Raw genomic sequence first — 22,322 nt, forward strand, 5'->3', positions numbered from 1 at the left:
CGCCGTGAGCGAGTGGCATCGCGGCGCGTTGACGAGAAGCAGTCTGGGAGCGCTTCGGTGTTGCTACAATCGATATCATCGCAAATCTTTATTGCATGAGACGCAACTCGATGAATCTCGATCGACTCGACCTCAACGCCCTGCGCACTTTCGAACGGGTCGCCGCCAGCGGCAGCTTCACCGTGGCAGCGCATCACTTTCACCGCGCGGTGTCATCGGTGTCGCGCCAGATCAAGGGGCTGGAAGAGGCGCTCGGGCAGCCACTGTTCTATCGCCACACCCGTGCGGTGACCCTGACCGAAGCGGGCTGGCGCTACTACGCCGAGGTGCGCGAGGTGCTCGAACGCCTGGATCTCGCCAGCGAGGCGCTGGCCCACCCCAGCGCCGAGCCCAGCGGCACGTTGCGCATCAATGCGCCGGTGGCCTTCGGCCAGCGCCAGATCGTACCGCTGCTGCACGCCTTCCAGCGACGCCACCCCGCCATCCGCGCCGAGCTGCAGCTCGACGACCGGGTGGTCGACCCGGTGCGTGAAGGGTTCGACATCACCTTTCGGGTCGGCGAGCTGGCCGACTCCAACCTGCGCGCCCGTCGCCTGGCGCCGATGCACTACCGGGTCGCCGCCACGCCCGGCTATCTTGCCTTCCGCGGCACACCCGCCACCCCCGCCGAGCTGGCCGAGCACGACTGCCTGATCTATCAGGGCGAACTGGGCCGCCAGCGCTGGTACTTCCAGGCCGCCGACGAGACCACGCCAACCGCCCTCGAGGTCTCCGGCAGCCTCTACAGCAACGATGCCGAGAGCCTGCTGCGCGCCGCGCTGCTGGGTCAGGGGCTGGTGCTCTTCCCCACCTGGCTGCTCGCCGAGGCGCTGGCCAGCGGCGCCCTGGTCAGCGTGCTCAGGGCATGGCGCTGCGAGGTGATGCCGGGCCAACGCCATATCCACGTGCTCACCCCCGAACGCCGCCTGCGCGCGCGCAAGGTGCGCGCCTTTCTCGACCATCTCTTCGCCGCAGTGACACCGCTGCCGCCCTGGGACCGATCGTCGGAATAGTAAAACTTCATTAGCGATTGAATCGTGCACGATCTATATTGTCGGCATGGCAACCACCGATGACACCGACAACGCCCTGGCGCTCGAATCGCAGCTCTGCTTCGCGCTCTATTCGACCCAACTGGCGATGAACAAGCTCTACCGCGGCCTGCTGCGCGAGCTCGACCTGACCTATCCCCAGTATCTGACCCTGTTGGTGCTATGGCAGCGGGATCGTCAGACGGTGTCGGAGATCGGCGAGCACCTCTATCTGGATTCGGCGACGCTGACGCCACTGCTGAAGCGCCTGGCAGCGGCCGGTCTGGTCACGCGTCAGCGCTCGCGACAGGACGAACGCCAGGTGGAGATCGCCTTGACCGATCAGGGCCGGGCGCTGCGGGAGCGGGCCAAGTCGATCCCGCATGCCGCCGGCTGCGCGGGCCAGTGCACGCCGGAGGAGGCCGCCGAACTGCGCGATGCCCTGCACGGGCTGCGCCAGCGACTCGACGGCCAGTGACGTTGTGGCGCGAGAGTTGTGGCGCGAGAGATAGTGACGCCATAGAAATAGCGACGTCATAGATAGCGACGTCATGGACAGTAGCGCAATGCAGCGCCGAGCGTTTTCACCCCATTAGGTCGTGCACGATTCAATCGTCAGCGACCTTCACCCGGAAGGAGAAGTCCCATGTCACTCGATAAAGTCCTCTACCGTGCCGAAGCCACCGTCACCGGCGGTCGTGATGGCCGTGCCACCGCCGAAGACGGTGCCATCGACCTCAAGCTGTCGACCCCCAAGGAGCTGGGCGGCGCCGGCGGCGACGGCACCAACCCCGAGCAGCTGTTCGCGGCTGGCTACTCCGCCTGCTTCATCGGCGCGCTCAAGCTGGCGGCATCGCAAGAGAAGGCCAAGCTGCCTGAAGAGGCCCGAGTCCAGGGTGAAGTCGGCATCGGCCCCAAGGGTGACGGTTTCGGCATCGAAGCCACGCTGACGGTGAAGCTGCCGGGCATGGATCGTGAACAGGCCGAAGCGCTGGTGGAGAAGGCGCATCAGGTCTGCCCCTACTCCAACGCCACCCGCGGCAATATCGACGTGACCCTCAACGTCGAGGTGTAAACCGGCGTCGGCAGCGCCGGCGCCCACCCGGACGCCCCGCCCCTTGAGACAGGGGGCGGGGCGTCATGCTTTGGCGGTGACCTGCGCTATAGCCAATTCGGGTATGGGTTAACTATGCTGAGGAAAATGATCCGCCAAGAGACTCGCCATGCCGGACACCCCCCGCGATAGTGCCGATACCGATCACAAGACCACAGGCGATATCGCCGCGCCTCAGGCCGTCTGCGACTTCTGGTTCGAAACGCTGAGCGCCAAGCAGTGGTTTGCCAAGGATGCCGCCCTCGACGGCGAGATCGCCGAGCGCTTCGGCGCCACGCTCGCTGCCGCGGCGCGCTGCGAGCTTTGGCACTGGCGCGACTCGCCCACCGGACGCGTGGCCGAGATCGTGGTGCTCGATCAGTTCTCGCGCAACGTCCATCGCGATACGCCCGCCGCCTTCGCCCAGGACCCGCTGGCCCTGGCGCTGGCCCAGGAGTTGATCGCCCGCGGCGAGGACACGGCACTGCCCCTGGCGCAGCGCATCTTCGCCTACATGCCGTTCATGCACAGCGAGTCGCTGGCGATCCACGCCCGAGCAGTCACCCTGTTCGACACCCCCGGTATGGAAGCGCAGCTCGACTACGAGCACCGCCACCGCGAGATCATTCAGCGCTTCGGCCGCTACCCGCATCGCAACGCCATTCTCGGGCGCGTCTCGACGCCGGAAGAGATCGCGTTCCTGCGCCAGCCGGGCTCGGCCTTTTGAGCCGCTGCTGTTCACGCTTGCCCAGCGTTGACGCAGGTTTTCGCCCCCCTCGCCACAAGGCAGAACCGCGTGGTCGTCGGCGGGTCGAAACTCCACGCCACGCTGCACCAGGATACCGCCATGCCACCGCGATCGACTTGCCCCCCTCACTTTCCCGACGCGGCGCTGATGACCCTGGTCCGCTCGACCCCGCTGGCGATCTGCATCACCGACGCCGATGGCTGCTTTCAAGTCGTCAACGCCGCCTACTGCCGGCTGTATGGCTATACCGAGGAGGAGCTGCTGGGCGAAGAGTTCACGCTGGTGGTAGCGCCCGAACACCGCGAGATGATGCGGACCATGCACCGCGCCTTCATCGAGACGGGCGAGGACAACGACCCGCTGATCGGCAAACCGGGAGCCCGCGCCGAGTGGGAGGTGCTCGACCGCCAGGGCAGGTCGATCTCGATCCTGGCCGAGGCGGTCCGCCTGGAGGATGACCAGGGTAACGTCTACAAGGCGACCTTCGTGGTCGATATCAGCGAACACAAGGCGCTCGAGCGCTCGCTGCGCAAGGCCAACCAGCGCCTGACCCAGATCGCCATGTACGACGAGCTGACCGGGCTGCAGAGCCGGCGCGCCGGCCTCGAGCGGCTCGAGGCGGAGATTCACGAGCAACAGCGCTACGGCCATCCGCTGTGCATCGCGGTGATCGACCTGGACGGTTTCAAGCAGATCAACGACACCCACGGCCACGCCATCGGCGACGAGATCCTGGTCGGCATCGCCGAGCTGCTGCGCCGATCGCTGCGCGAGAGCGATGCCGCGATCAGACTCGGCGGTGACGAGCTGCTGCTGGTGCTGCCCGGGGTGACGCTGGATCAGGCGACCCAGGCGGTCGAGCGCATCCGTCAGGCCCTGGCGGCGACACCGCTGACCAGGCTGGCCCTCGAGATGACGCTATCGGCGGGCATCGCCGACTATCGCAACGAGAGCCAGGACGCCCTGCTCGAACGCGCCGACCGCGCGCTCTATCGCGCCAAGCGCCGCGGACGCAATCGGCTCGCCCAGGCAACGTGACCCGCGGCTGCCGTTAGCCCTGAACGCTCAGCACCAGCCACAGCACCATGGCATAGCGCAGCCCCTTGCCGATCGCCACCAGCACCACGAAGTTGAGCCACGGCACCCGCATGACCCCACCGATCAGTGTCAGCGCATCGCCACCGATGGGCAGCCAGCCGAGCAGCAGCGACCACTGCCCGTAGCGATTGAAGCGCGCCCGTGCCCGCGCCAACTGCGCCTGGCTGAGCGGAAACCAGCGCCGCTGCTGGAAACGATCCACCTGGCGCCCCAGTACACCGTTGATCACCGAACCGAGGGTATTACCTGCGGTGGCCCAGAACCACAGCCAGAAGAGCGCATGCTCCTGGGTCGCCAGTGCCCCCAGCAGCACCTCCGACGAGGCCGGCAGCAGGGTGGCGGAGACCAGCGCGGTGACGAACAGGGTCAGATAGCTCACGCGGCTCTCCGGATCGGGCGCCTGGGGGTTCTGGATAGGGTTCCTGGATAGGTGCTCGGGATATCAGCTCAGAATGAACCCTACACAGGCGGCCGTCGCCAGCCCCATCACGCCATTGAAGATACGCCACGCCCGCGGCGTCGTCAGCAGCCGCCCGATCGCCATGCCGAATGCCGCCCAGAAAGAGATGCAGAAGAACGCCACACTCTCCATCACCAGCGCCAGCACCAGGGCGTTGAGAACGAGCAGCCCTTCGTGGGGCAGAAAACCCGCCACCAGCGCGATGCCCATGACCCATACCTTGGGATTGACGAACTGGAAGGCTGCCGCCTGCCACGCAGTCAGCGGTCGCGCCCCATCACGAGCGGCAAGGTTCGGTGGCGGAGCACTGGCGATCTTCCACGCCAGATAGAGCAGATAGACCGCGCCCACCACCTTGAGACTCTGCTGGATCAGCGGGTAGCGCTCGAACAGCGTCCCGAGCCCTAGTGCGATACTCAGAAAGAGTACGAAACCGCCGGCCATGATGCCGAAGATGTGCGGCAGCGTGCGACGGTAGCCGTAGAGCGCCCCGGAGGCGGTGAGCATGACGTTGTTGGGCCCGGGGGAGCCGGTCATCGACGCGGCGAAGAGTGTCAGCGATAGCCACCAAGCGAGCGAGGTCATGCTTGCCCCTCCGCGGTCTGATTCCAGGCCAGGGTGATACGGCGATTGCGGGCGCCGCGGTTCTTGATGCTGGCCACGTGCAGCGCGCCGACCTGGGCGGTGGAGGTCACATGGGTGCCACCGCAGGGTTGATAGTCGATATCGCCGATGCGCACCATGCGGATCATCCCGGCACCCCGTGGCGGCGCCACCGACATCGTCTTGACCAGCTCAGGGCGCGCGTCGAGCTCGGCCTCGCTGATCCACTCGCTGGTGACCGGGTGGTCGGCCGCGATCAGCGCCTTCAGGCCGGCGTTCAGCGTCTCCTTGTCGACGCTGGCCTCACCGAGATCGAAGTCGAGCCGGCCACGCTCGGCGCCGATGCTGCCGCCGGTGACTCCATGCGGCACCAGCACCGAGAGCAGATGCAGCGCGGTATGCATGCGCATGTGCGCCCAGCGCCGCGGCCAGTCGATCTGCTGGGTCACGCTCTGGCCGGCCACGAGATCGTGACCGGGATCGAGGTAGTGCCAGATGTCACCGCCCTCACCCTTGCGCGTGTCGTGCACCGGCAGACAGCGGCCGTCGGCGGTGATGAATACCCCACGATCGCCGGGCTGGCCGCCCCCCTGGGGATAAAAGAGCGTAGCGTCGGTCACCACCACGCCGTCGGCGCCCACCGCGGTCACGCTGGCCAGACTCTCTTGTGCCATGGGCAAGTCGCGGAAACGCAGCTGCGTGGACATGATGACCTCCTCTCGACCCGGCGCTTGACCGGATCAAATTGTATGGGTTCAATTTATTGACTTTTCGACGTCCATTGCGAACAATTCGAGCATAAACGCCCCAACAACCGGGTCAACCCGATTTTTGTCACCATGACAATCTGGACACCGACACTCTCCGGCAGCGGCCCCCGCTATCGTCAGCTCGCCGATGCCATCGCCGCCGCCGTGGCTAGCGGTGAACTGGCAGCCGGCCACAAGCTGCCCCCGCAGCGCCGGCTCGCCGACGCCCTCGGCGTGACCGTAGGCACGGTCACCCGCGCCTACGCCGTGGCCGAACAGCGTGGTGTGGTCAGCGCGCGGGTCGGCAGCGGCACCTATGTGCGCGGCGCCGAGGCCGGTATCGCCGCCTTCGACCATCTGTTCACGCGGCCACGCGACCGTGCTCTGATCGATCTCAGCCACGCCACGCCGCCGCCGACCGCGCAGCGCAGCCTGCATCTGGCCTGCGCGATGCAGGCGATCCAGCAGGACCCGGAGCAGCTCAGCGCGATGATCGACTACCAGCCGGAACCCGGGCAGGCGTGGCAGATTGCCACCCTGGCAGCCTGGCTGGGCAAGATGGGCCGCGCGCTCGACCCGGCCGAGCTGCTGCTCGACCAGGGCGGCATGCACGGTATCCATCTCTGCCTCAGCGCCCTGCTGCTGCCGGGGGAACGGGTCGCCGCCGAACGTCTCACCTATCCGGGCCTGATCAGCGCGCTGCAGCAACTGTCGCTCAAGGGCGTGGCGATACCCCACGATGCGCACGGCATCGACGTCGACGCGGTGGCCCGCGCCCATGACCAGCAACCGTTCGCTGCACTCTATCTGATGCCGGATTGCCACAACCCGACGACGGTACGCCTGAGCGAGCCACGCCGCCGCGCCCTGGCTGCGCTGGCCGAGGCACGCGGATTCTGGCTGATCGAGGACGACATCTACCCACAACTGGGTGCCACGGAGACGCCGCTTTACCAGCTCGCCCCGGCGCACACGCTGACGCTGTTCTCGGTCTCGAAACTGCTCGGCGGCGGGCTCAGGGTAGGGGCGATACGCGCCCCGCAGGCGCTGCACGGGCGCCTGATAGCGGCGCTGCGCGCGCAGTGCTGGATGCCACCGCCGCTGATGAATGGCGTGGTCGCGCACTGGATCACCAGCGGTGACGCCGATGCACTGCTCGCCTGGCAGCGCGAAGAGCTGGAATGGCGCTTCGATCGCGCCCAGGAGAAGCTCGCGGCCTTCCATCCACAAGGCCAGCGTGGAGGCTTTTATCTGTGGCTGCCACTACCTGCGGATCTGCGTTCGAGCCACGTGGAGGCGCAACTGCGGGAGCGCCAGGTCGCCGTCAGCAGCGCCGAGAGCTTCTGCCTCGGCAGCGTCAGCGCCCCCCAGGCGATTCGTCTCTGTATCAGCGCCGCCGAGAGTCGCGACGCCCTCGACCGTGCCCTCGACATCATCGCCGAGACCCTCGGCGACCCGGGACCGATGCTGTGGCAGACGCTATGAGCCGACGCTGCCGTTCTCTCTCAAACGCGCCCGATACCGCTCTGCCTCATAGCGCCCAATGAGGCTGCCCCAATACCCCAGCACCGCCCATGGCCGATATTGATCACTTATTGATCCTCCGGGCGGGCGCCTACGACCTCGGCCCGGCACCGCGCCAGGATCACACCGGCAGCGGGCGGCTCTCGGCCAGCGCCTCCATGGCGAAGTAGGAGGTGACGGTGTCGATCTCGAAGCCATCGATCAGGCGCTGATAGATCAGATCGAAGGCGCCGATGTCGCGGGCCACGATCTTGAGCATGTAGTCGTAGTCGCCGCCGATACGGTAGAAGTCGATCACTTCGGGGATGCCCAGCACGTGCTCGCGGAAGGCCGCCAGCCAGGTCCGCGAGTGGCTGCGGGTGCGAATCATCGAGAACACCACCAGCCCGAAGCCGAGCGCCTGACGGCTCAGCACCAGCCGCCGTGCCTCGATCACGCCCGCCTCTTCGAGCTGCTTGATCCGCCGCCAGCAGGCGTTCTGGGAGAGATTGACCCGCTCGGCCAGCTCGCGCTGGGCGCAGCCGGGGTGCTGCTGCAGCTCGCGCAGAATAGCGAGGTTGAAATGATCCAATTTCACGCCACTCATGGTGTCAAATCACTCGAGCCTGAGGAAGATTTCGGGTCATAACGAGAAATTTACCCGCCGATGTCGGGATATCATAGCCTCGTTCGCCGCACTTGCGCGTCCTCTTATGATGAGGCCCCCATGACAACACTCGCCGACTTCCGTCACGCCCTTTCCGGACCGGACCTGCTGCCACGCCTGCGCCAGGGCCTGATCGGCGACGATCTGCCGATCACCACGCCCTTCGGTCAGCGTCGTCTGCTCTACGCCGACTATGTCGCCTCCGGGCGTGCGCTGCGCCAGGTCGAGCGCTTCATCAGTGAAGAGGTGCTGCCGTTCTACGCCAACTCGCACACCGAGGCCTCGCACTGCGGGCAGACCATGACCCGGCTGCGCCAGGAGGCACGGTCGCTGATCGCGCGGGAGCTCAATGCCGAGGATTGCCATGTGGTGTTCAGCGGCAGCGGCGCCACCGCCGGCATCAACCGTATCGTGGCGCTGCTCGATATCGCCGCCGGGGTGCGCCGCGGCGAGCGCATCAGCGTGCTGCTCGGCCCCTACGAGCACCACTCCAACCTGCTCGCCTGGCGCGAGAGCGGTGCCCGCGTGACCGAGATCCCCGAGGGCGACGCCGGCGGGCCGGACCCGGCGGCACTGGAGCAGGCGCTGGAGGAGGCCGCCGGCAGCGATCTGATCGTCGGCGCCTTCTCGGCCGCCTCCAACGTCACCGGCATCATCAGCGATGTCGATGCGATCACCCGCCGCCTCAAACGCCACGGCGCCCTGGCGGTGTGGGACTACGCCGGTGCCGGCCCCTACCTGGCGATGGACATGGCACCCGCACCGGACTGCCGCAAGGACGCCATCGTCTTCTCGCCGCACAAGTTCGTCGGCGGCCCCGGCGCTTCCGGAGTGATGGTGGTGCGCGACACCCTGGTGCGGCGACAAACGCCCTCCCTGCCCGGCGGCGGCACGGTCAGCTTCGTCTCGCCCTGGGCGCAGCACTACAGCACCAGTCTGGCGGCGCGTGAAGAGGGCGGCACGCCCAACGTGATCGGCGATATCCGCGCCGCGCTGGCGCTGATGGTCAAGGCGGCGATCGGGCTGCCCGAGATCGTCCGCCGCGATGCCGAGCTGCGTCGCCGCGCCCTCGCCCACTGGGCCGGCGAGCCGCGGCTGGAGCTACTGGGGCGCCAGGACGTGCCGGCACTGCCGATCTTCTCCTTCCGGGTACGCGATGCCGACGGTGGCCTGATCCATCACCAGCTGTTCACCCGCATGCTTTCGGATCTCCACGGCATCCAGGCGCGTGGCGGCTGTGCCTGCGCCGGGCCCTACGCCCATCGCCTGCTGGGGATCGACGCAGCCGCCTCGGCGGCGCTGATCGCGCGTCTCGAGCAGGGGCACGAGCTGGAAAAGCCCGGCTGGGTGCGGCTGAGTCTGCATCTGCTCCACGACGACGACCAGGTGGCGCGCCTTCTCGATGGCGTGCTCACGCTGGCCCGGGAGGCGCCGGCCTGGGCCCGGCACTACCGCGCCGATCCGGCTACCGCGCGCTTCCGGGTCGAGCCCGCCGAGGGATGACAGCCGCACCGAGGCGGGTAAGATGAGTGCCTTCGTCGCGCCAGTCGCTCCCGTTCCCCTGTTCGAGCCATCGCCATGACCCATCTGATTCGTCGCCCCTTCGTCTTTCTGCGCCACGCCCAGAGCACGCGCAACCAGGAGCGGCGCATCGGCGGGCAGCACGACGTGCCCCTTACCCCCCGCGGCGAGGCCGAGGCGCGCCGGGCCCAGGCGCTGGTCGGCGGTCTCGACTGGTCGCTGGCGGTCGCCAGCCCGCTGGCACGGGCCCGGCACACCGCCGAGCTGGCCCTGGGGCGCGCCCCCGACCGCCTGGTCGAGGGCCTGATGGAGCGCCACTGGGGTGATCTGGAGGGTCAGCCGATCCCCCCCGAGATCCCCTATACCGACACGCCGCCCAACGGCGAGGCCTGGGAGGCCTTCGTCAGCCGCATCGCTACCACCCTCAATGGGCTGCTCGACGAAGCCGACACCCCGCTGGTGGTGGGCCACTCCGGGCTGGTGCGCGCGGTGCGCTGGCTCACCAGCGGCAGCCCCACCGGCCCGCGTTCGGCCAATGCCACCCCACTGTGGATCGCCCCTACCGCCGGCGACCAGTGGGAGATTCGCGACTTCACCGCCGCCGATCGCGCCAGGCTCGGGGGCTAGCACGGCACGCAGGCGACCCATCACTTCTCCCTGGGCAGCGGCGCAACGGGGCGCGCCGCGTTGACCTGTTCACGAATAAAAATGATAATGATTATCTTTAATCAACTAGAAAAATATTGCCGATGCTTGCCCGCCGCGGCCGCCCCGCTTCTCCCCTGCGTCACTGGCGCCGATCGCTTCCCCGTCTGATCCTCTGTGCCTGGCTGCTGCCGGGGCTATTGTCCCAGGCGGCGGTGGCCGACGCTGCAGCCAGCGGCGATACGCCGATCCGCGACAGCTCCATCGACGACGTCTCCATCGACGACACGTCCGCCGGCACGAGTGCCGAAACGCACGCAGAGACCCGCTATCCGCTGCAGGTGACCGACCTCGCCGGGCGCGTGGTGACCCTCGACCATCCTCCGAAGCGAATCTTCCTCGACGACCCCCGGCATCTGCTGGCACTGGCGGCACTACTGCCCGACCCGGTGGCGCGCCTGAGCGGCTGGCACGGCTCGCTCGCCGACTTCGACCCCGAGGTCCAGGCACGCTTCACCAGCGCCTTCCCCGCCCTGGCCCGGCTGCCGGTGCTGCAGGGTGGCGACCCGCTGCCCAGCGCCGAGGCACTGCTCACGCTCGCCCCGGATCTGGTCCTGGTCAATCTCTCACGCTACGGCGCCATCAGCGGCACTCGGCTGCTGACACAGCTCGATGCCCTGGGCATCCCGGTGCTGTTCATCGATTTCCAGCGGCATCCGCTGGCGGATACCCGCCCCTCGCTGACGCTGCTGGGTCGCGCGCTCGGCGTCGAGCCGCGGGCGGCAGCGCTGAACCGGCGGCTGGACGGGCTGGAGGCGGCGGTGGATGCCTGCGTCGACGCCGCCGCCCACGACACCGATGGCGACACCGCCAGAAACACTGCCAAAGCCCCCCGTCCCAGCGTGCTGATCGATATCGCCCCCGGTCTCAAGGTGGCGTGCTGTCGCAGCAACTTCGATAGCGGCCTGGCGGACCTGGTGGCCCGGGCCGGCGGCGACAACATCGCCGCCGGCATGACCCCAGGCAGCGAGAACGTGCTCAATCCGGAAGCGATTCTGGCGCGCGACCCGGCGGTCATCATCGCCACCGCGGCCCAGTGGCCGGCGGGGGGCTCGGTGCGCGCCGGTTTCGGCGTCACCCCCGCGCAGACACAGCGGGACCTGGCCGATGTGGTCAGCCGTCGCCCAGGCTGGGCGACGCTCTCCGCGGTCAATCAAGGTGGCCTCCACGCCCTCTGGCACGGCTATCACCAGAGCCCGTTCAGCGCCCTCGCGTTGACGGCCATCGCCCGCTGGCTCCACCCCCAGGCCTGCGCCGCGCTCGATCCCGAGGGCGCGCAGCGAGCGCTGTTCCGCGACTTCCTGCCGATCGCCGCCGACGGCACCTTCCGCGCCACCTACGGGGAATCGCTCCCCGGCCGCTGATCGCCCCGCGCCGACGGCACACCACGACGTTCAACGACAACAAGCCAAGACGCTCGACAACAACAAGTCACGACGACCTTCAACGACAACGCACCGGCACCGAGGGCCACCCGGCGCCGTCAGGGAACACCACACATGACTGCACGATCCTTCACCCCGGGGCGCGCCCTGCCACGCTGGCAGCCACTCGCCGCCCTGCTGACCCTGTTGCCACTCACAACCGCTCACGCCGAGGACTCCGGCGAGGTCGCCCTCGACCCGGTGGTGGTCAGCGCCAGGGCCCCGGTTGATACCGTCGAGGGCTATCGCCCCGGCGCCTCGAATCTCGTCACCGGCCGCCGCACCGATTTTCTCGCCCAGGCGCGTACCGTCGATGCGCTCACGCCGCAGCTGCTCACCGATATTGGCGCCGACTCCCTGACCGATGCCATGGCGTTCGTGGCCGGGGTCACCCAGGGCAACACCATGGGCGGCACCGAGGCCGGCTTCATCAAGCGCGGGTTCGGCAGCAACGGCGACGGCTCGATCCTGCGCGACGGCATCCGCCAGCCGCGCAATACCTTTCCACTGTTCACCACCGAACGCATCGAAGTACTCAAGGGGCCGAGCTCGTTTCGTTACGGCATCCAGGAGCCCGGCGGGGTGATCAACGTCATCAGCAAGAAGCCACAATACGCCTGGGCGCGCACCATCAGCGGCAAGGGCACCTCTTTCGGCGGCGGCAATGCCAGCGTCGACGTCACCGGTCCGCTGGGCGACAGCGGCGCGGCGTTTCGCTTCATCGTCGGCCAGCAGGACGAGGATTACTGGCGCGATTTCGGCAGCAACCGGCAGACGGTGGTGGCGCCCTCGCTGAGCTGGGAGGACGACAATACCCGGCTGTGGTTCGCCTATGAGTATCGCGACTATGATCTGACCCTGGACCGTGGCACCGCCTTCGTCGACGGCGATCCCGTCGACGTGCCGCGAAAGCGCCGCTTCGATGAGGAGTGGTCGCGGGTGACCGGCCACGATCAGTCGTTCACCGCGCGCTGGGAGCAGGATCTGAACAGCGCCTGGACCAGCCGCCTGACCTACGGCTGGACCCGTCGCCAGTACGACGACGGCCAGCTGCGGGTGCTGAGCGTCGACGAGGATGGCACCGCCAGGCGTCGCGCCGATGCCAACCACGGCTTCGATCGGCGCGTGATCTATACCGCCGCGGAGCTGCTCGGCGATGCCGAACTGGCCGGTATCCGCCACGAGATGACCGTCGGCATCGATCACGAACGCCGCCGCGACTACCTGGCCGACCGCTATCGCGGCGTCAACGATACGATCTCGATCTACCACCCGCGTCATGGCGATCTGACGCTGGACGGCGCCACCTATCTCGACGGCAGAAGTCATCGCCTCCACGAGATCAACACCACCGGCGCCTACGCCGACGACAACCTGCATCTGGGTGAACGCTGGATCCTCGGCCTGGGCGGCCGTTTTCAGCACACCGAGCAGTATGGCGGCCAGGGTCGACCCTTCGTGGTCGACACCGATACCCAGGACGACATCTTCCTGCCCCACGCCAGCCTGCTCTACCAGGTCGACCCGCTGACCTCGGTCTATGTGAGCTACAGCGAATCCTTCGTCCCCAACGCCCCGGACAGCGACACCGGTCAGCGCTTCGATCCCGAGCGGGGTCGCGGCTGGGAGGCCGGGCTCAAGCGCCGCCTGTTCGACGAGCGTGTGGACGCGGCGCTGGCCTACTTCGAGATCACCAAGGAGAACGTGGTCGTGAGCGACAACGACGTGTCGCGGGCGGTGGGCAAGAGTCGCGCCAGAGGCGTGGAAATGTCGCTGCAGGGCCAGTTGACCGATCAACTGTCGCTGCTCGCCAACTACGCCTACACCGATGCCGAGGTTCTCGAGGACGCCGACGGCGGCACGGCCGGCAACAAGCTACCCAACGTGGCACGGCACACCGCTTCACTGCTGCTGGCCCAGACGCTGGCCCTGAACCCGGATCTCGGCCGCTGGCGGGTCGGCGGCGGGCTGCGCTACGTCGGCAGTCGCGAGGGTGACAGCGACAACAGCTTCACTCTCGACGCCTACACCGTCGCCGACGCCTTCGTCGCCTGGGACACCCGCTGGCTGGGCGACGCCACCCATCTCCAGCTCAATGTCCACAACCTGTTCGATACCACCTACTACCCCTCCGGTCTCGGCGACACCCGGGTGGTGGTCGGCGAACCGCTGGAAGTCACACTGCAGGCCAGCGTGACGTTCTAGCGAGGCTGACTCACGCGCGCTACCGTGACCGTCAACGCCCCTTGGTGGTCGCGAGATCCAGCCCGACGACCTGTCCGTGCCAGCCGTCGCCCTGGCGGGTCGCGATGACGAGCGCATCATGGTCATCGGCCGCGGCCAATGGGCCTGAATCGGTCCAGAAGCCGCTGCCCCCGATCGCCGCCATGCCGCCGCTGGTGCCGTTGTGGTTGGCCATGCCGACCAGCATGGCATAGCGCTCGGCGATCTCGGCCAGGCGCCGGGTATCGGCGTCATAGCCGCCCGCGGTGATCAGGGCCCCGGCCAGATAGACCGTCGCACCCAGCGACGCGCACTCGGCGGCATGCGCAGGGGCGTTGGTATCGGCACAGATGGCGAAGGCCACACGCTCGTCGCCGAACTCGCAAACCACCTGCGTCTCGCCGACCTCGAAGGCGGCCTCTTCCCCGGGATGCAGGTAGCGCTTGGCGTAGGTCATGGGCTCGTCATCCTCCGGGCCGACAATCACCACCCCGACCCGGGGTCGAGCCTCACCGTTCAGCGGCACCCCCGCCACCACGTGCATGCCGTAGCGTCTGGCCGCTGCGCGCAGCGGAGCCAGACGCTCGCTGCGCGAGGACACCGCCAGCACGGCGGCCAGATCGGGCTCGTATCCCGTCAGGGAGAGCTCGGGGAACACCAGCAGCGAGACACCCTGACGGGCTGCCGCCTCGACCACCGCCAGGTGCCGCGCCAGGTTGGCGTCGAGATCGCCGGCCAGCGCAGACAGCTGCGCCAGGCCGATCACCAGCTCGGATCGCGCCGACGTCGCCTCAGTCATTCAGCGTCGTCTTCCAGGTCAGCGACTCTCCGGCCCGATAGGGCACGAAGGTATTCTCGCCCTCGCCCACGCTGGGTGCCACCGGGGTCGGCTGGCGGGTCAGGGTGATCGTGCCCTGGTTCAGCGGCAGGCCGTAGAAGCGTGGGCCGTTCTCGGAACAGAAGGCTTCGAAGTGATCGAGCGCCCCCTCCTGCTCGAAGACATCGGCATAGACCGACAGCGCAGCCTCGGCATTGAACACCCCGGCACAGCCGCAGGAGGTCTCCTTGGCAGCGGTGACGTGAGGGGCGGAGTCGGTGCCGAGGAAGAAGCGCGGATGCCCGCTGGCCACCGCGCGGCGCAGCGCCGCCTGGTGCTCCTGACGCTTGAGGATCGGCAGACAGTAGAGGTGCGGGCGGATACCGCCGACCAGCATGTCGTTACGGTTCTGGGCCAGGTGCTGCGGGGTCAGGGTGGCGCCCAGGTACTCGTCGCCCTCGAGCACGAACTGAGCCGCATCCCGGGTGGTGATGTGCTCGAACACCACGCGCAGCTCGGGGAACTGGCGGCGAATGTCACTCATCACCTCATCGATGAAGACCTTCTCGCGGTCGAAGATATCGATCTCACCCCGCGTCACCTCACCGTGCACCAGCAGCGGCATACCGATCCGCTGCATTGTCTCCAGCAGCGGATAGACGTCGCTGATGCGCTTGACCCCATGCTGGGAGTTGGTGGTGGCGTTGGCCGGGTAGAGCTTGGCCGCGGTGAAGACGCCCTCGGCATGCCCGCGGGTCAGCGTCTCGGCGCTCACGCTCTCGTTGAGATAGCAGGTCATCAGCGGGGTGAAGTCATGACCGGCGGGCAGCGCGGCGAGGATACGTTCACGATAGGCCGCAGCGGCCTCGACCGTGGTCACCGGCGGCGCCAGGTTGGGCATGACGATGGCACGGGCGAAGGTCGCGCTGGTGTAGGGCACCACGGTCTGCATGACCTCGCCGTCACGGAAGTGCAAGTGCCAGTCATCGGGGCGGCGGAGGGTGAGCATGTCGGGCGCAGCGGTCATCGGAAACTCCTGGCAGGGGTGAACGAAGGGACCCCGTAGCATATCAGAGCTCGAGGCCATGGACGCAGCGGCGCTTGCCCGGCCAACCTGCACCGCGGGGCGGCATACCTGGAGAGTTCTTCGGTCGAAATGGCACCTTTCGCCATATGGCGCTATGATTTTGCCATATGGCGAATGCCGCGAGGAGTTGAACATGACGACCACCGAGTTCGGGTCCGCCCGGGAGCCCAGCATCAGTGAGCGAGCGATCCGCCGCCTCACGGGCAGACGCCGGGTCGCGGCCACCTCCCCCTACGAAATCCATCGGCTCATCGAGCAAGGCTTTGCGTCGGCAGGGGTGATCAAGTTCTTCGAAGAGGTCGATCTGCTTCAGGACAGAAAGATCGCGGTCAAAATCCTCGGTGTATCCGAGCGGACCCTGTATCGCCGGCGGGACAAACCCGACACCCTCAGCCCGGAAGAGAGCGGTCGCGCCTGGCGGTTCGCCGAAACGCTCACCCGCGCGGAAGACGTCTTCGGCAGCACCGAGGCGGCCCAGCGCTGGCTGGACACCCCGGCCATGGCCCTGGAGGGGCGCAAGCCGCTGGACTTGATGACTACGCCGGTCGGCCACGATCTGGTCGACGATCTGCTGACCCGTCTGGACTACGGGGTCTATACCTGACCATGGCCGCCGCGAGCCACAGTGTCCGGTTCTGGCGCCTCGAACGCGACCGCCATGTCGTCACCTGGGAGAAAGGGATCGGCGCGGAGCGCGCGGGCGGGCGCTGGAACTCTCCCGGCCGCCCGGCGGTGTATGGCTCGCTGGATGCGGCCACCGCGATACTCGAAGTCGCGGTCCACAAGGGCTTTGCGACCCTGGATACCGACCCGCACACCCTCCTGTGCATCGAGATTCCGGACCCGAGCTGCATACATTGGGTGGACGCCGAGACGCTGCCGAATCCCAACTGGCTGGTGCCGGGCACGCCCAGCGCAGGCCAGCAGCGCTACGGCGACACTCTGCTCGATGCGTACCCCTTCTTCGTCGTGCCCTCGACCGTGTCACGCCATAGCGCGAACCTGGTGATGAACCCGCATGCCGCCCAGGGCAAGTACCAAGTGGTCCTGCAGGAACGGTTCTCGCTCGATACCCGCCTGAACCCGCCGCCGCGTTAGGCGTTGAAGGCGAGGCGAAGGCTGCGCTATGTCGCCTCGCTCCCCCTCACCCCGCCTTGGTCGCTGGGCGGCGCAGCAGCAGGCCCAGGGCCACGCAGCAGAGTAGCGCCACCAGGGCATCGAACAGCAGCCCGGTGAGCTGTAGCCCGAGCACGCTGGCGACCAGGCCGATACCGATCACCGGTAGCGAGATCGCCACGTAGGCGACGACGAAGAAAGTCGAGACCACCGCCGCCTTGTGCTGCACCGGGCTGGCCGCGGCCACCGCGCCCAGCCCGGCGCGGAAGGCGATGCCCTGGCCGATGCCCGCCACGATGGGGCCAAGGATGAAGCCTGCCAGGGTCTGCGCGGCCATGCCCCAGGCCAGCAGCAGGACGCCGACCAGCAGCACGCCGCAGCCGATCGGCAGACGCCGGGCTTCAGGCAACTTGTCCTGCACCATCTGCCCCAGGGTGGAGGCGATGAACAGGCTGCCGGCGACGACACCGATCAGCGTCGGGTTGTGATAGCCGAGCTGACCGCCGACGAAGGCCGGGGTCACCGAGGTGGCGAAGCCGCACACCATGAAACCGGCGAAGGCGGCGATCGCCGCCGGCACGAAGACACCGCGCACCTCCGGCGGCACCTTGAGCTTCTGTACCCGCAGGCGGATGCGCGCCGGACGCGTGACCGTCTCCGGGGCGCGCCAGATGAACAGCGCCGCCAGCAGCGCCAGCACCAGATGCAGCACATAGGGCAGCACCAGCGGCAGCGGCGCCAGCGCCGCCAGCACTCCAGCCACCATCGGCCCCAGCCCCAGTCCACCCATGTTGGCGGCAGTGGCGACCAGCGGGCCGACCCGCTTCCAGGCATCGGGGACCAGCTCCATCACTGCGACCGTGGCGGTGCCGGTGAAGATGCCGGCGGAGATGCCCGACAGCACCCGCCCGAACAGAATGGGGCCGAGCCCCTGGGCGTGCCAGAACACCAGGTCGCTGGCCGCCGAGATCAGCACCCCCGCCAGCAGCATCGGCCGCCGCCCGAGCTGGTCGGACCAGCGCCCGGTGATCAGCAGCGCCCCCATCACCCCGGCGGCGTAGACCGCGAAGATGATGGTGATGGTGAGCTGCGAGAAGCCGAAGGTCTGCTGATAGATCGGATAGAGCGGGGTCGGCATGGTGGTGCCGATCATGGTGAGCGCGAAGGCGAAGGCGGCACCCAGAAATACCGCACGCCCGCCGCGGGCCGCGGTGGCTGAAGCGTTCATGACAGATCCTTGTGAATGAGGAGGGTCGCCCGCGCGGGCTCGGAGCGCGCGCCGTGAACGGCGATGATGCCGACAAGCATCGTGAATGCCGCGCCGGGGCGCAACCGCTCACCACGCTCATTGCGCGTGGCGGCCTCGATGCCACTCCCCCTCACCGCGGTCCCAACCCCCGGGGGATTCGTGGCATACTGTGCGGCTTCACGCACCCTGATCACGGCCACGTCATGTCTCGACCCGACACCCCGGTCTCCGCCTTCGCCAACGCGTCCGCCGCGCCCGCCACCCAGGGCACGCTCTACATCGTCTCTGCCCCCTCCGGGGCCGGCAAGACCAGCCTGGTGCGCGCGCTGCTCGAGCGTAACGCGGCGATCGGCGTCGCCGTCTCCCACACCACCCGCGCCATGCGGCCCGGCGAGGCGGACGGCGTCAACTATCACTTCGTCACCGAAGAGACCTTCGAGACGATGATCGCGCGCGGCGAGTTCTTCGAACACGCCTGGGTCTTCGACCGCCACTACGGCACCTCCCGTGCCGAGGTGGAGAAGCGTCTGGCGCTGGGCGAGGACGTGATTCTGGAGATCGACTGGCAGGGCGCACGCCAGGTACGTGAGCTCGCCCCCGAGGCCGAGTCGATCTTCATCCTGCCGCCCTCGCGGGAGGCCCTGCGCGAGCGTCTGGCCGGACGCGGCACCGACGACGACGCGGTGATCGCACGCCGCATGCGCGATGCGGTGAGCGAGATGTCACACTTCGACGAGTACGAGCACGTGATCATCAACGACACCTTCGAGCACGCCCTGCACGAGCTGGAGTGCATCGTGCATGCGCGTCGCTCGCGGCTCGACAAGGTCCGCACCCGCTACGCCAGGCTGCTCGCCGAGCTGCTCGACGCCCCCCGCTGAGCCGCGTGCCGCCCCCCGCCAGCGGGCGGCACGCGGGCCTTTCGCCTTGTCAGCTACGCCAAAGGTCCAGTAGACTGCACGGTCCCGCATGGCCCCGCTTCGGCTGGGGTGCGACCACTCATTTTCTGGCAGCAGGGTTACCACCATGGCACGCGTGACCGTCGAAGATTGTCTGGACCATATCGAGAACCGTTTCAAGCTGGTGATGATCTCCTCCCAGCGCGCCCGCCAGCTCTCGCGCGGCTCTCGCGACGCGCTGCTGCCGTGGGAGAACGACAAGCCCACCGTCATGGCGCTGCGCGAGATCGCCGCCGGCCAGGTCGACGAGAGCGTGCTCGACGAGCCGATCGAAGCGGCTCCGCCGCGTCCGCGCCCCGAACCGCACCAGGATTTCGAGCTCTGATCCGGCCGCGCCTCGCGTAACTCTCTCGTTCGCGGCCCGCGCGAGCGCGCGGTGCCGGCACGGCCTTCGAACCGGCCCGACCCCTGGAATAGGCGCGCAGTATGTTCACCATCGATGACCTGGCCGATCGCCTCGGCGGCTATCTTCCCATGGAGGAGATCCAGCAGGTCAGGCGCGCCTTCTACTACGCCGAGCAGGCCCACGACGGCCAGACCCGCCGCTCCGGCGAACCCTACGTCACCCACCCCCTCGCGGTCGCCAATATCCTCGCCAACATGCACATGGACCATCAGAGCCTGATGGCCGCCATGCTGCACGACGTGATCGAGGATACCGGGGTGACCAAGGACGCCCTCGCCGCCCAGTTCGGCGAGGCGGTGGCGGAACTGGTCGACGGCGTCTCCAAGCTGACCCAGATCACCTTCGAGGACAAGGCGGTCGCCCAGGCCGAGAACTTCCAGAAGATGGTGATGGCGATGTCCCAGGACATCCGCGTGATCATCGTCAAGCTCGCCGACCGCCTGCACAACATGCGTACTCTGGGGGCGCTGCGGCCTGACAAGAAGCGCCGCATCGCCCGCGAGACGCTGGAGATCTACGCCCGCATCGCCGGACGCCTGGGGATCAACACCATCCGTGTCGAACTCGAGGATCTCTCCTTCCAGGCGATCCACCCGATGCGCGCCGAGCGCATCAAGCGCGCCGTGGCACGGGCCCGCGGCAACCGCCGCTCGACCATGCGCCAGATCCAGAGCAGCCTGCAGCGCCGGCTCGACGAAGATGACCTCACCGGCAGCGTGGTCGGCCGCCAGAAGCATCTGCTGTCGATCTATCGCAAGATGCACGACCAGCGCAAACCGTTCGCCGAAATCATGGATGTGTTCGGTTTTCGCATCATCACCGACGATGTCGACAACTGCTATCGTATCCTCGGCGCGGTGCACAATCTCTACAAGCCGGTGCCCGGGCGGTTCAAGGATTACATCGCGATCCCCAAGGCCAACGGCTACCAGAGCCTGCACACCACCCTGTTCGGGCCCAGCGGCATGCCGATCGAAGTGCAGATCCGCACCCGCGAGATGGAGGCGATGGCCAACAACGGCATCGCCGCCCACTGGCTCTACAAGGCCGGGCAGACCGAGCGGCCGATCGCCGTCGGCAGCCACGCCCGGGCCCGCGAGTGGGTCCGCGGGCTGCTCGAGATGCAGCGCCACGCAGGCGACTCACTGGAGTTCATCGAGCACGTCAAGAACGATCTCTTCCCCGACGATGTCTACATCTTCACCCCCAAAGGCGACATCATGGAGCTACCCCAGGGGGCCACGGCGGTCGACTTCGCCTATACCGTGCATACCGATATCGGTAACAGCTGTATCGCCTGTCGTATCGACCGCCATCTGGCGCCGCTCTCGACCCCGCTGGAGAGTGGACAGACCCTGGAGATCATCACCGCGCCCGGCGCCCGACCCAATCTCGCCTGGCTCAACTTCGTGGTCACCGCCAAGGCGCGCTCGGCGATTCGTCACGCACTCAAGAGCCAGCAGCGCAGCGAGGCGATCCAGCTCGGCCGGCGCCTGCTCAACCGCGCCCTGAGCAGTTTCGACACCAGCCTGGAGAAGTTGCCCGCGGAGCGTCTCACGGCGCTGCTGGCGGAGCTCGATCTGGCCAACGAAGATGATCTGCTCGAGACCATCGGCCTCGGCACCCGGCTGGCCCACGCCACCGCCAAGCGTCTGGCCGACGCCAGCCTGAGCGGCGACGAGGATGCCGCAGGGTCGCCGGATGCCTCACCGCATACGGGGCCACACACCGGGCCGATCGTCATCAACGGCTCCGAGAGCATGGCGATCAGCTTCGCCCGCTGCTGTCACCCGCTGCCCGGCGACCCGGTGATCGGCCATCTATCGATGGGCAAGGGGATCGTCGTGCACCGCCACGATTGTGGTAATCTCGATGAACTGCGCGATGACCCCGACAAGCTGGTCTCCTTGACGTGGTCGAACCAGATCGAGCAGGATTTCCCGGTGCCGCTGCGCATCGAGGTGGAAACGAGACGTGGGCTGATCGCCGAACTGGCCAGCCTGATCACCGACGCCGATGCCAACATCGAACGCATCGGTATCGAAGAGCGCGATGCCCGGCTGTCGATCGTCAACCTGACCATTCTGGTCAAGGGGCGTATCCACCTGGCCCGGATCATCAAGCGCCTGCGTAACCTGAATCATATCGGCCGTATCGTTCGCGCGAGAAGCTGATACGCAGGCTCCGACGCCCGCCCGGCGTCGGCCAGACATATGAACACGACCTTGCCCCGCCATGGCCCACCACGGCGGGGCGTCGTTTTTTACGTCGTTCCGGGACGCGGGACGCCGAATCGAAGCGTCGTCTTCGGGACGCAATAGAAGGCGTCGTCTTCGGGACGCAATAGATAGCAAGACGCTTCCCGGCGCGCAGGAAAAGATCGCTGCATCTCAATCGATAACATCTGGAGGGTACGCCATGAGCAACAAAGCCGTTATCAACACCGACAACGCCCCGGCCGCCATCGGCCCCTATTCCCAAGCCGTGAAGTCCGGCAACACCGTCTATCTCTCCGGCCAGATCCCGCTCGATCCGGCCACCATGGAGATAGTGTCCGATGACTTCGAGGCCCAGGCGCGTCAGGTCTTCAAGAACCTCTCCGCCGTGTGCAAGGAGGCCGCCGGCTCGCTGCAGGACATCGTCAAGCTCAACCTCTACCTCACCGATCTCGACAACTTCGGCGTGGTCAACAAGGTGATGGAAGAGTTCTTCACCGCCCCCTTCCCTGCGCGGGCCGCGGTCGGCGTCAAGCAGCTGCCCAAGGGCAGCCTGGTCGAGGCCGAAGCGGTGATGGTGATCGGCGACTGAGACCGGAACACTGACA

At 67.5% G+C, this 22,322-nt stretch carries 23 protein-coding genes; 16 read left to right on the forward strand and 7 right to left on the reverse strand.

What is annotated here, in order from left to right; genetic code table 11:
- Positions 1–110: 110 nt before the first annotated feature.
- From DOM66_RS07155 to DOM66_RS07175, 5 genes are all read left to right on the forward strand, one after another.
- A complete protein-coding gene (locus DOM66_RS07155; protein ID WP_110689691.1) occupies positions 111–1,052 on the forward strand; it encodes a LysR family transcriptional regulator in 942 nt (313 codons plus the stop codon).
- A 46-nt stretch (positions 1,053–1,098) separates the two neighbouring features.
- Positions 1,099–1,548, forward strand: coding sequence for a MarR family winged helix-turn-helix transcriptional regulator (locus DOM66_RS07160; protein ID WP_110689692.1), 450 nt, complete (start codon positions 1,099–1,101; stop codon positions 1,546–1,548).
- Positions 1,549–1,716: 168 nt separating this feature from the next.
- Positions 1,717–2,145, forward strand: a complete 429-nt coding sequence (locus tag DOM66_RS07165; protein ID WP_110689693.1) for an organic hydroperoxide resistance protein — start codon at positions 1,717–1,719, stop codon at positions 2,143–2,145.
- Positions 2,146–2,293: 148 nt separating this feature from the next.
- The gene (locus tag DOM66_RS07170; protein ID WP_110689694.1) at positions 2,294–2,890 is read left to right on the forward strand and encodes a DUF924 family protein; all 597 of its coding nucleotides are present in this window, start codon (positions 2,294–2,296) and stop codon (positions 2,888–2,890) included.
- A gap of 120 nt (positions 2,891–3,010) precedes the next feature.
- Positions 3,011–3,949, forward strand: coding sequence for a sensor domain-containing diguanylate cyclase (locus DOM66_RS07175; protein WP_110689695.1), 939 nt, complete (start codon positions 3,011–3,013; stop codon positions 3,947–3,949).
- Between the two features lie 13 nt (positions 3,950–3,962).
- Here the strand turns inward: DOM66_RS07175 and DOM66_RS07180 are convergent, their stop codons facing one another.
- From DOM66_RS07180 to DOM66_RS07190, 3 genes are all read right to left on the reverse strand, one after another.
- A complete protein-coding gene (locus DOM66_RS07180; RefSeq protein WP_110673882.1) occupies positions 3,963–4,388 on the reverse strand; it encodes a YqaA family protein in 426 nt (141 codons plus the stop codon).
- A 63-nt stretch (positions 4,389–4,451) separates the two neighbouring features.
- Entirely contained in the window at positions 4,452–5,054 is a 603-nt protein-coding gene (locus DOM66_RS07185) for a LysE family translocator (protein ID WP_110673881.1), read from the reverse strand.
- Positions 5,051–5,779, reverse strand: coding sequence for an alanyl-tRNA editing protein (locus DOM66_RS07190; protein WP_110689696.1), 729 nt, complete (start codon positions 5,777–5,779; stop codon positions 5,051–5,053). Before DOM66_RS07190 ends, DOM66_RS07185 begins: the two co-directional genes overlap by 4 nt.
- Positions 5,780–5,911: 132 nt before the next feature.
- On the opposite strand from DOM66_RS07190, the gene DOM66_RS07195 reads away from it, so the two are divergent.
- Positions 5,912–7,306, forward strand: a complete 1,395-nt coding sequence (locus tag DOM66_RS07195) for an aminotransferase-like domain-containing protein (RefSeq protein ID WP_110689697.1) — start codon at positions 5,912–5,914, stop codon at positions 7,304–7,306.
- A gap of 160 nt (positions 7,307–7,466) precedes the next feature.
- Here DOM66_RS07195 and DOM66_RS07200 read toward each other — a convergent pair whose 3' ends face one another.
- Entirely contained in the window at positions 7,467–7,922 is a 456-nt protein-coding gene (locus DOM66_RS07200) for an Lrp/AsnC family transcriptional regulator (protein WP_198651693.1), read from the reverse strand.
- Between the two features lie 129 nt (positions 7,923–8,051).
- On the opposite strand from DOM66_RS07200, the gene DOM66_RS07205 reads away from it, so the two are divergent.
- From DOM66_RS07205 to DOM66_RS07220, 4 genes are all read left to right on the forward strand, one after another.
- Positions 8,052–9,494 (forward strand): aminotransferase class V-fold PLP-dependent enzyme, encoded by a 1,443-nt coding sequence (locus DOM66_RS07205; protein ID WP_110689698.1) that lies wholly within the window; start codon positions 8,052–8,054, stop codon positions 9,492–9,494.
- A 75-nt stretch (positions 9,495–9,569) separates the two neighbouring features.
- On the forward strand, positions 9,570–10,139 hold the full coding sequence (locus DOM66_RS07210) for a histidine phosphatase family protein (RefSeq protein WP_110689699.1): 570 nt from the start codon (positions 9,570–9,572) through the stop codon (positions 10,137–10,139).
- Between the two features lie 122 nt (positions 10,140–10,261).
- Positions 10,262–11,581: an ABC transporter substrate-binding protein gene (locus tag DOM66_RS07215; protein ID WP_110689700.1), complete on the forward strand. Its 1,320-nt coding sequence runs from the start codon at positions 10,262–10,264 to the stop codon at positions 11,579–11,581.
- Between the two features lie 135 nt (positions 11,582–11,716).
- Positions 11,717–13,846, forward strand: a complete 2,130-nt coding sequence (locus DOM66_RS07220) for a TonB-dependent siderophore receptor (protein ID WP_110689701.1) — start codon at positions 11,717–11,719, stop codon at positions 13,844–13,846.
- Positions 13,847–13,877: 31 nt separating this feature from the next.
- Here the strand turns inward: DOM66_RS07220 and DOM66_RS07225 are convergent, their stop codons facing one another.
- Together DOM66_RS07225 and pyrC are read right to left on the reverse strand one after the other, a co-directional pair.
- Positions 13,878–14,663, reverse strand: a complete 786-nt coding sequence (locus DOM66_RS07225) for a carbon-nitrogen hydrolase family protein (RefSeq protein ID WP_110689702.1) — start codon at positions 14,661–14,663, stop codon at positions 13,878–13,880.
- Positions 14,656–15,708 carry a dihydroorotase gene (pyrC, locus tag DOM66_RS07230; RefSeq protein ID WP_110673872.1) on the reverse strand — a complete coding sequence of 351 codons (1,053 nt, stop codon included), beginning with the start codon at positions 15,706–15,708 and terminating at the stop codon, positions 14,656–14,658. The genes DOM66_RS07225 and pyrC overlap by 8 nt, the downstream gene beginning before the upstream one ends.
- A 193-nt stretch (positions 15,709–15,901) precedes the next feature.
- On the opposite strand from pyrC, the gene parS reads away from it, so the two are divergent.
- Positions 15,902–16,372, forward strand: coding sequence for a type II RES/Xre toxin-antitoxin system antitoxin (parS, locus tag DOM66_RS07235; protein WP_110689703.1), 471 nt, complete (start codon positions 15,902–15,904; stop codon positions 16,370–16,372).
- Between the two features lie 2 nt (positions 16,373–16,374).
- A complete protein-coding gene (locus DOM66_RS07240; RefSeq protein ID WP_110689704.1) occupies positions 16,375–16,866 on the forward strand; it encodes an RES family NAD+ phosphorylase in 492 nt (163 codons plus the stop codon).
- A 46-nt stretch (positions 16,867–16,912) separates the two neighbouring features.
- Here DOM66_RS07240 and DOM66_RS07245 read toward each other — a convergent pair whose 3' ends face one another.
- Positions 16,913–18,112, reverse strand: a complete 1,200-nt coding sequence (locus DOM66_RS07245) for an MFS transporter (protein WP_110689705.1) — start codon at positions 18,110–18,112, stop codon at positions 16,913–16,915.
- A gap of 224 nt (positions 18,113–18,336) precedes the next feature.
- On the opposite strand from DOM66_RS07245, the gene gmk reads away from it, so the two are divergent.
- From gmk to DOM66_RS07270, 4 genes are all read left to right on the forward strand, one after another.
- Positions 18,337–19,014: a guanylate kinase gene (gene gmk, locus DOM66_RS07255; RefSeq protein WP_110689707.1), complete on the forward strand. Its 678-nt coding sequence runs from the start codon at positions 18,337–18,339 to the stop codon at positions 19,012–19,014.
- Between the two features lie 145 nt (positions 19,015–19,159).
- Positions 19,160–19,417 (forward strand): DNA-directed RNA polymerase subunit omega, encoded by a 258-nt coding sequence (rpoZ, locus tag DOM66_RS07260; RefSeq protein WP_110673866.1) that lies wholly within the window; start codon positions 19,160–19,162, stop codon positions 19,415–19,417.
- Between the two features lie 101 nt (positions 19,418–19,518).
- A complete protein-coding gene (locus DOM66_RS07265) occupies positions 19,519–21,672 on the forward strand; it encodes a RelA/SpoT family protein (protein WP_110673865.1) in 2,154 nt (717 codons plus the stop codon).
- Positions 21,673–21,916: 244 nt separating this feature from the next.
- Positions 21,917–22,306 carry a RidA family protein gene (locus tag DOM66_RS07270; protein ID WP_110689708.1) on the forward strand — a complete coding sequence of 130 codons (390 nt, stop codon included), beginning with the start codon at positions 21,917–21,919 and terminating at the stop codon, positions 22,304–22,306.
- Positions 22,307–22,322 lie beyond the last annotated feature (16 nt).

This window comes from Salinicola endophyticus, from assembly GCF_003206575.1.
Lineage (GTDB): Bacteria > Pseudomonadota > Gammaproteobacteria > Pseudomonadales > Halomonadaceae > Salinicola > Salinicola endophyticus.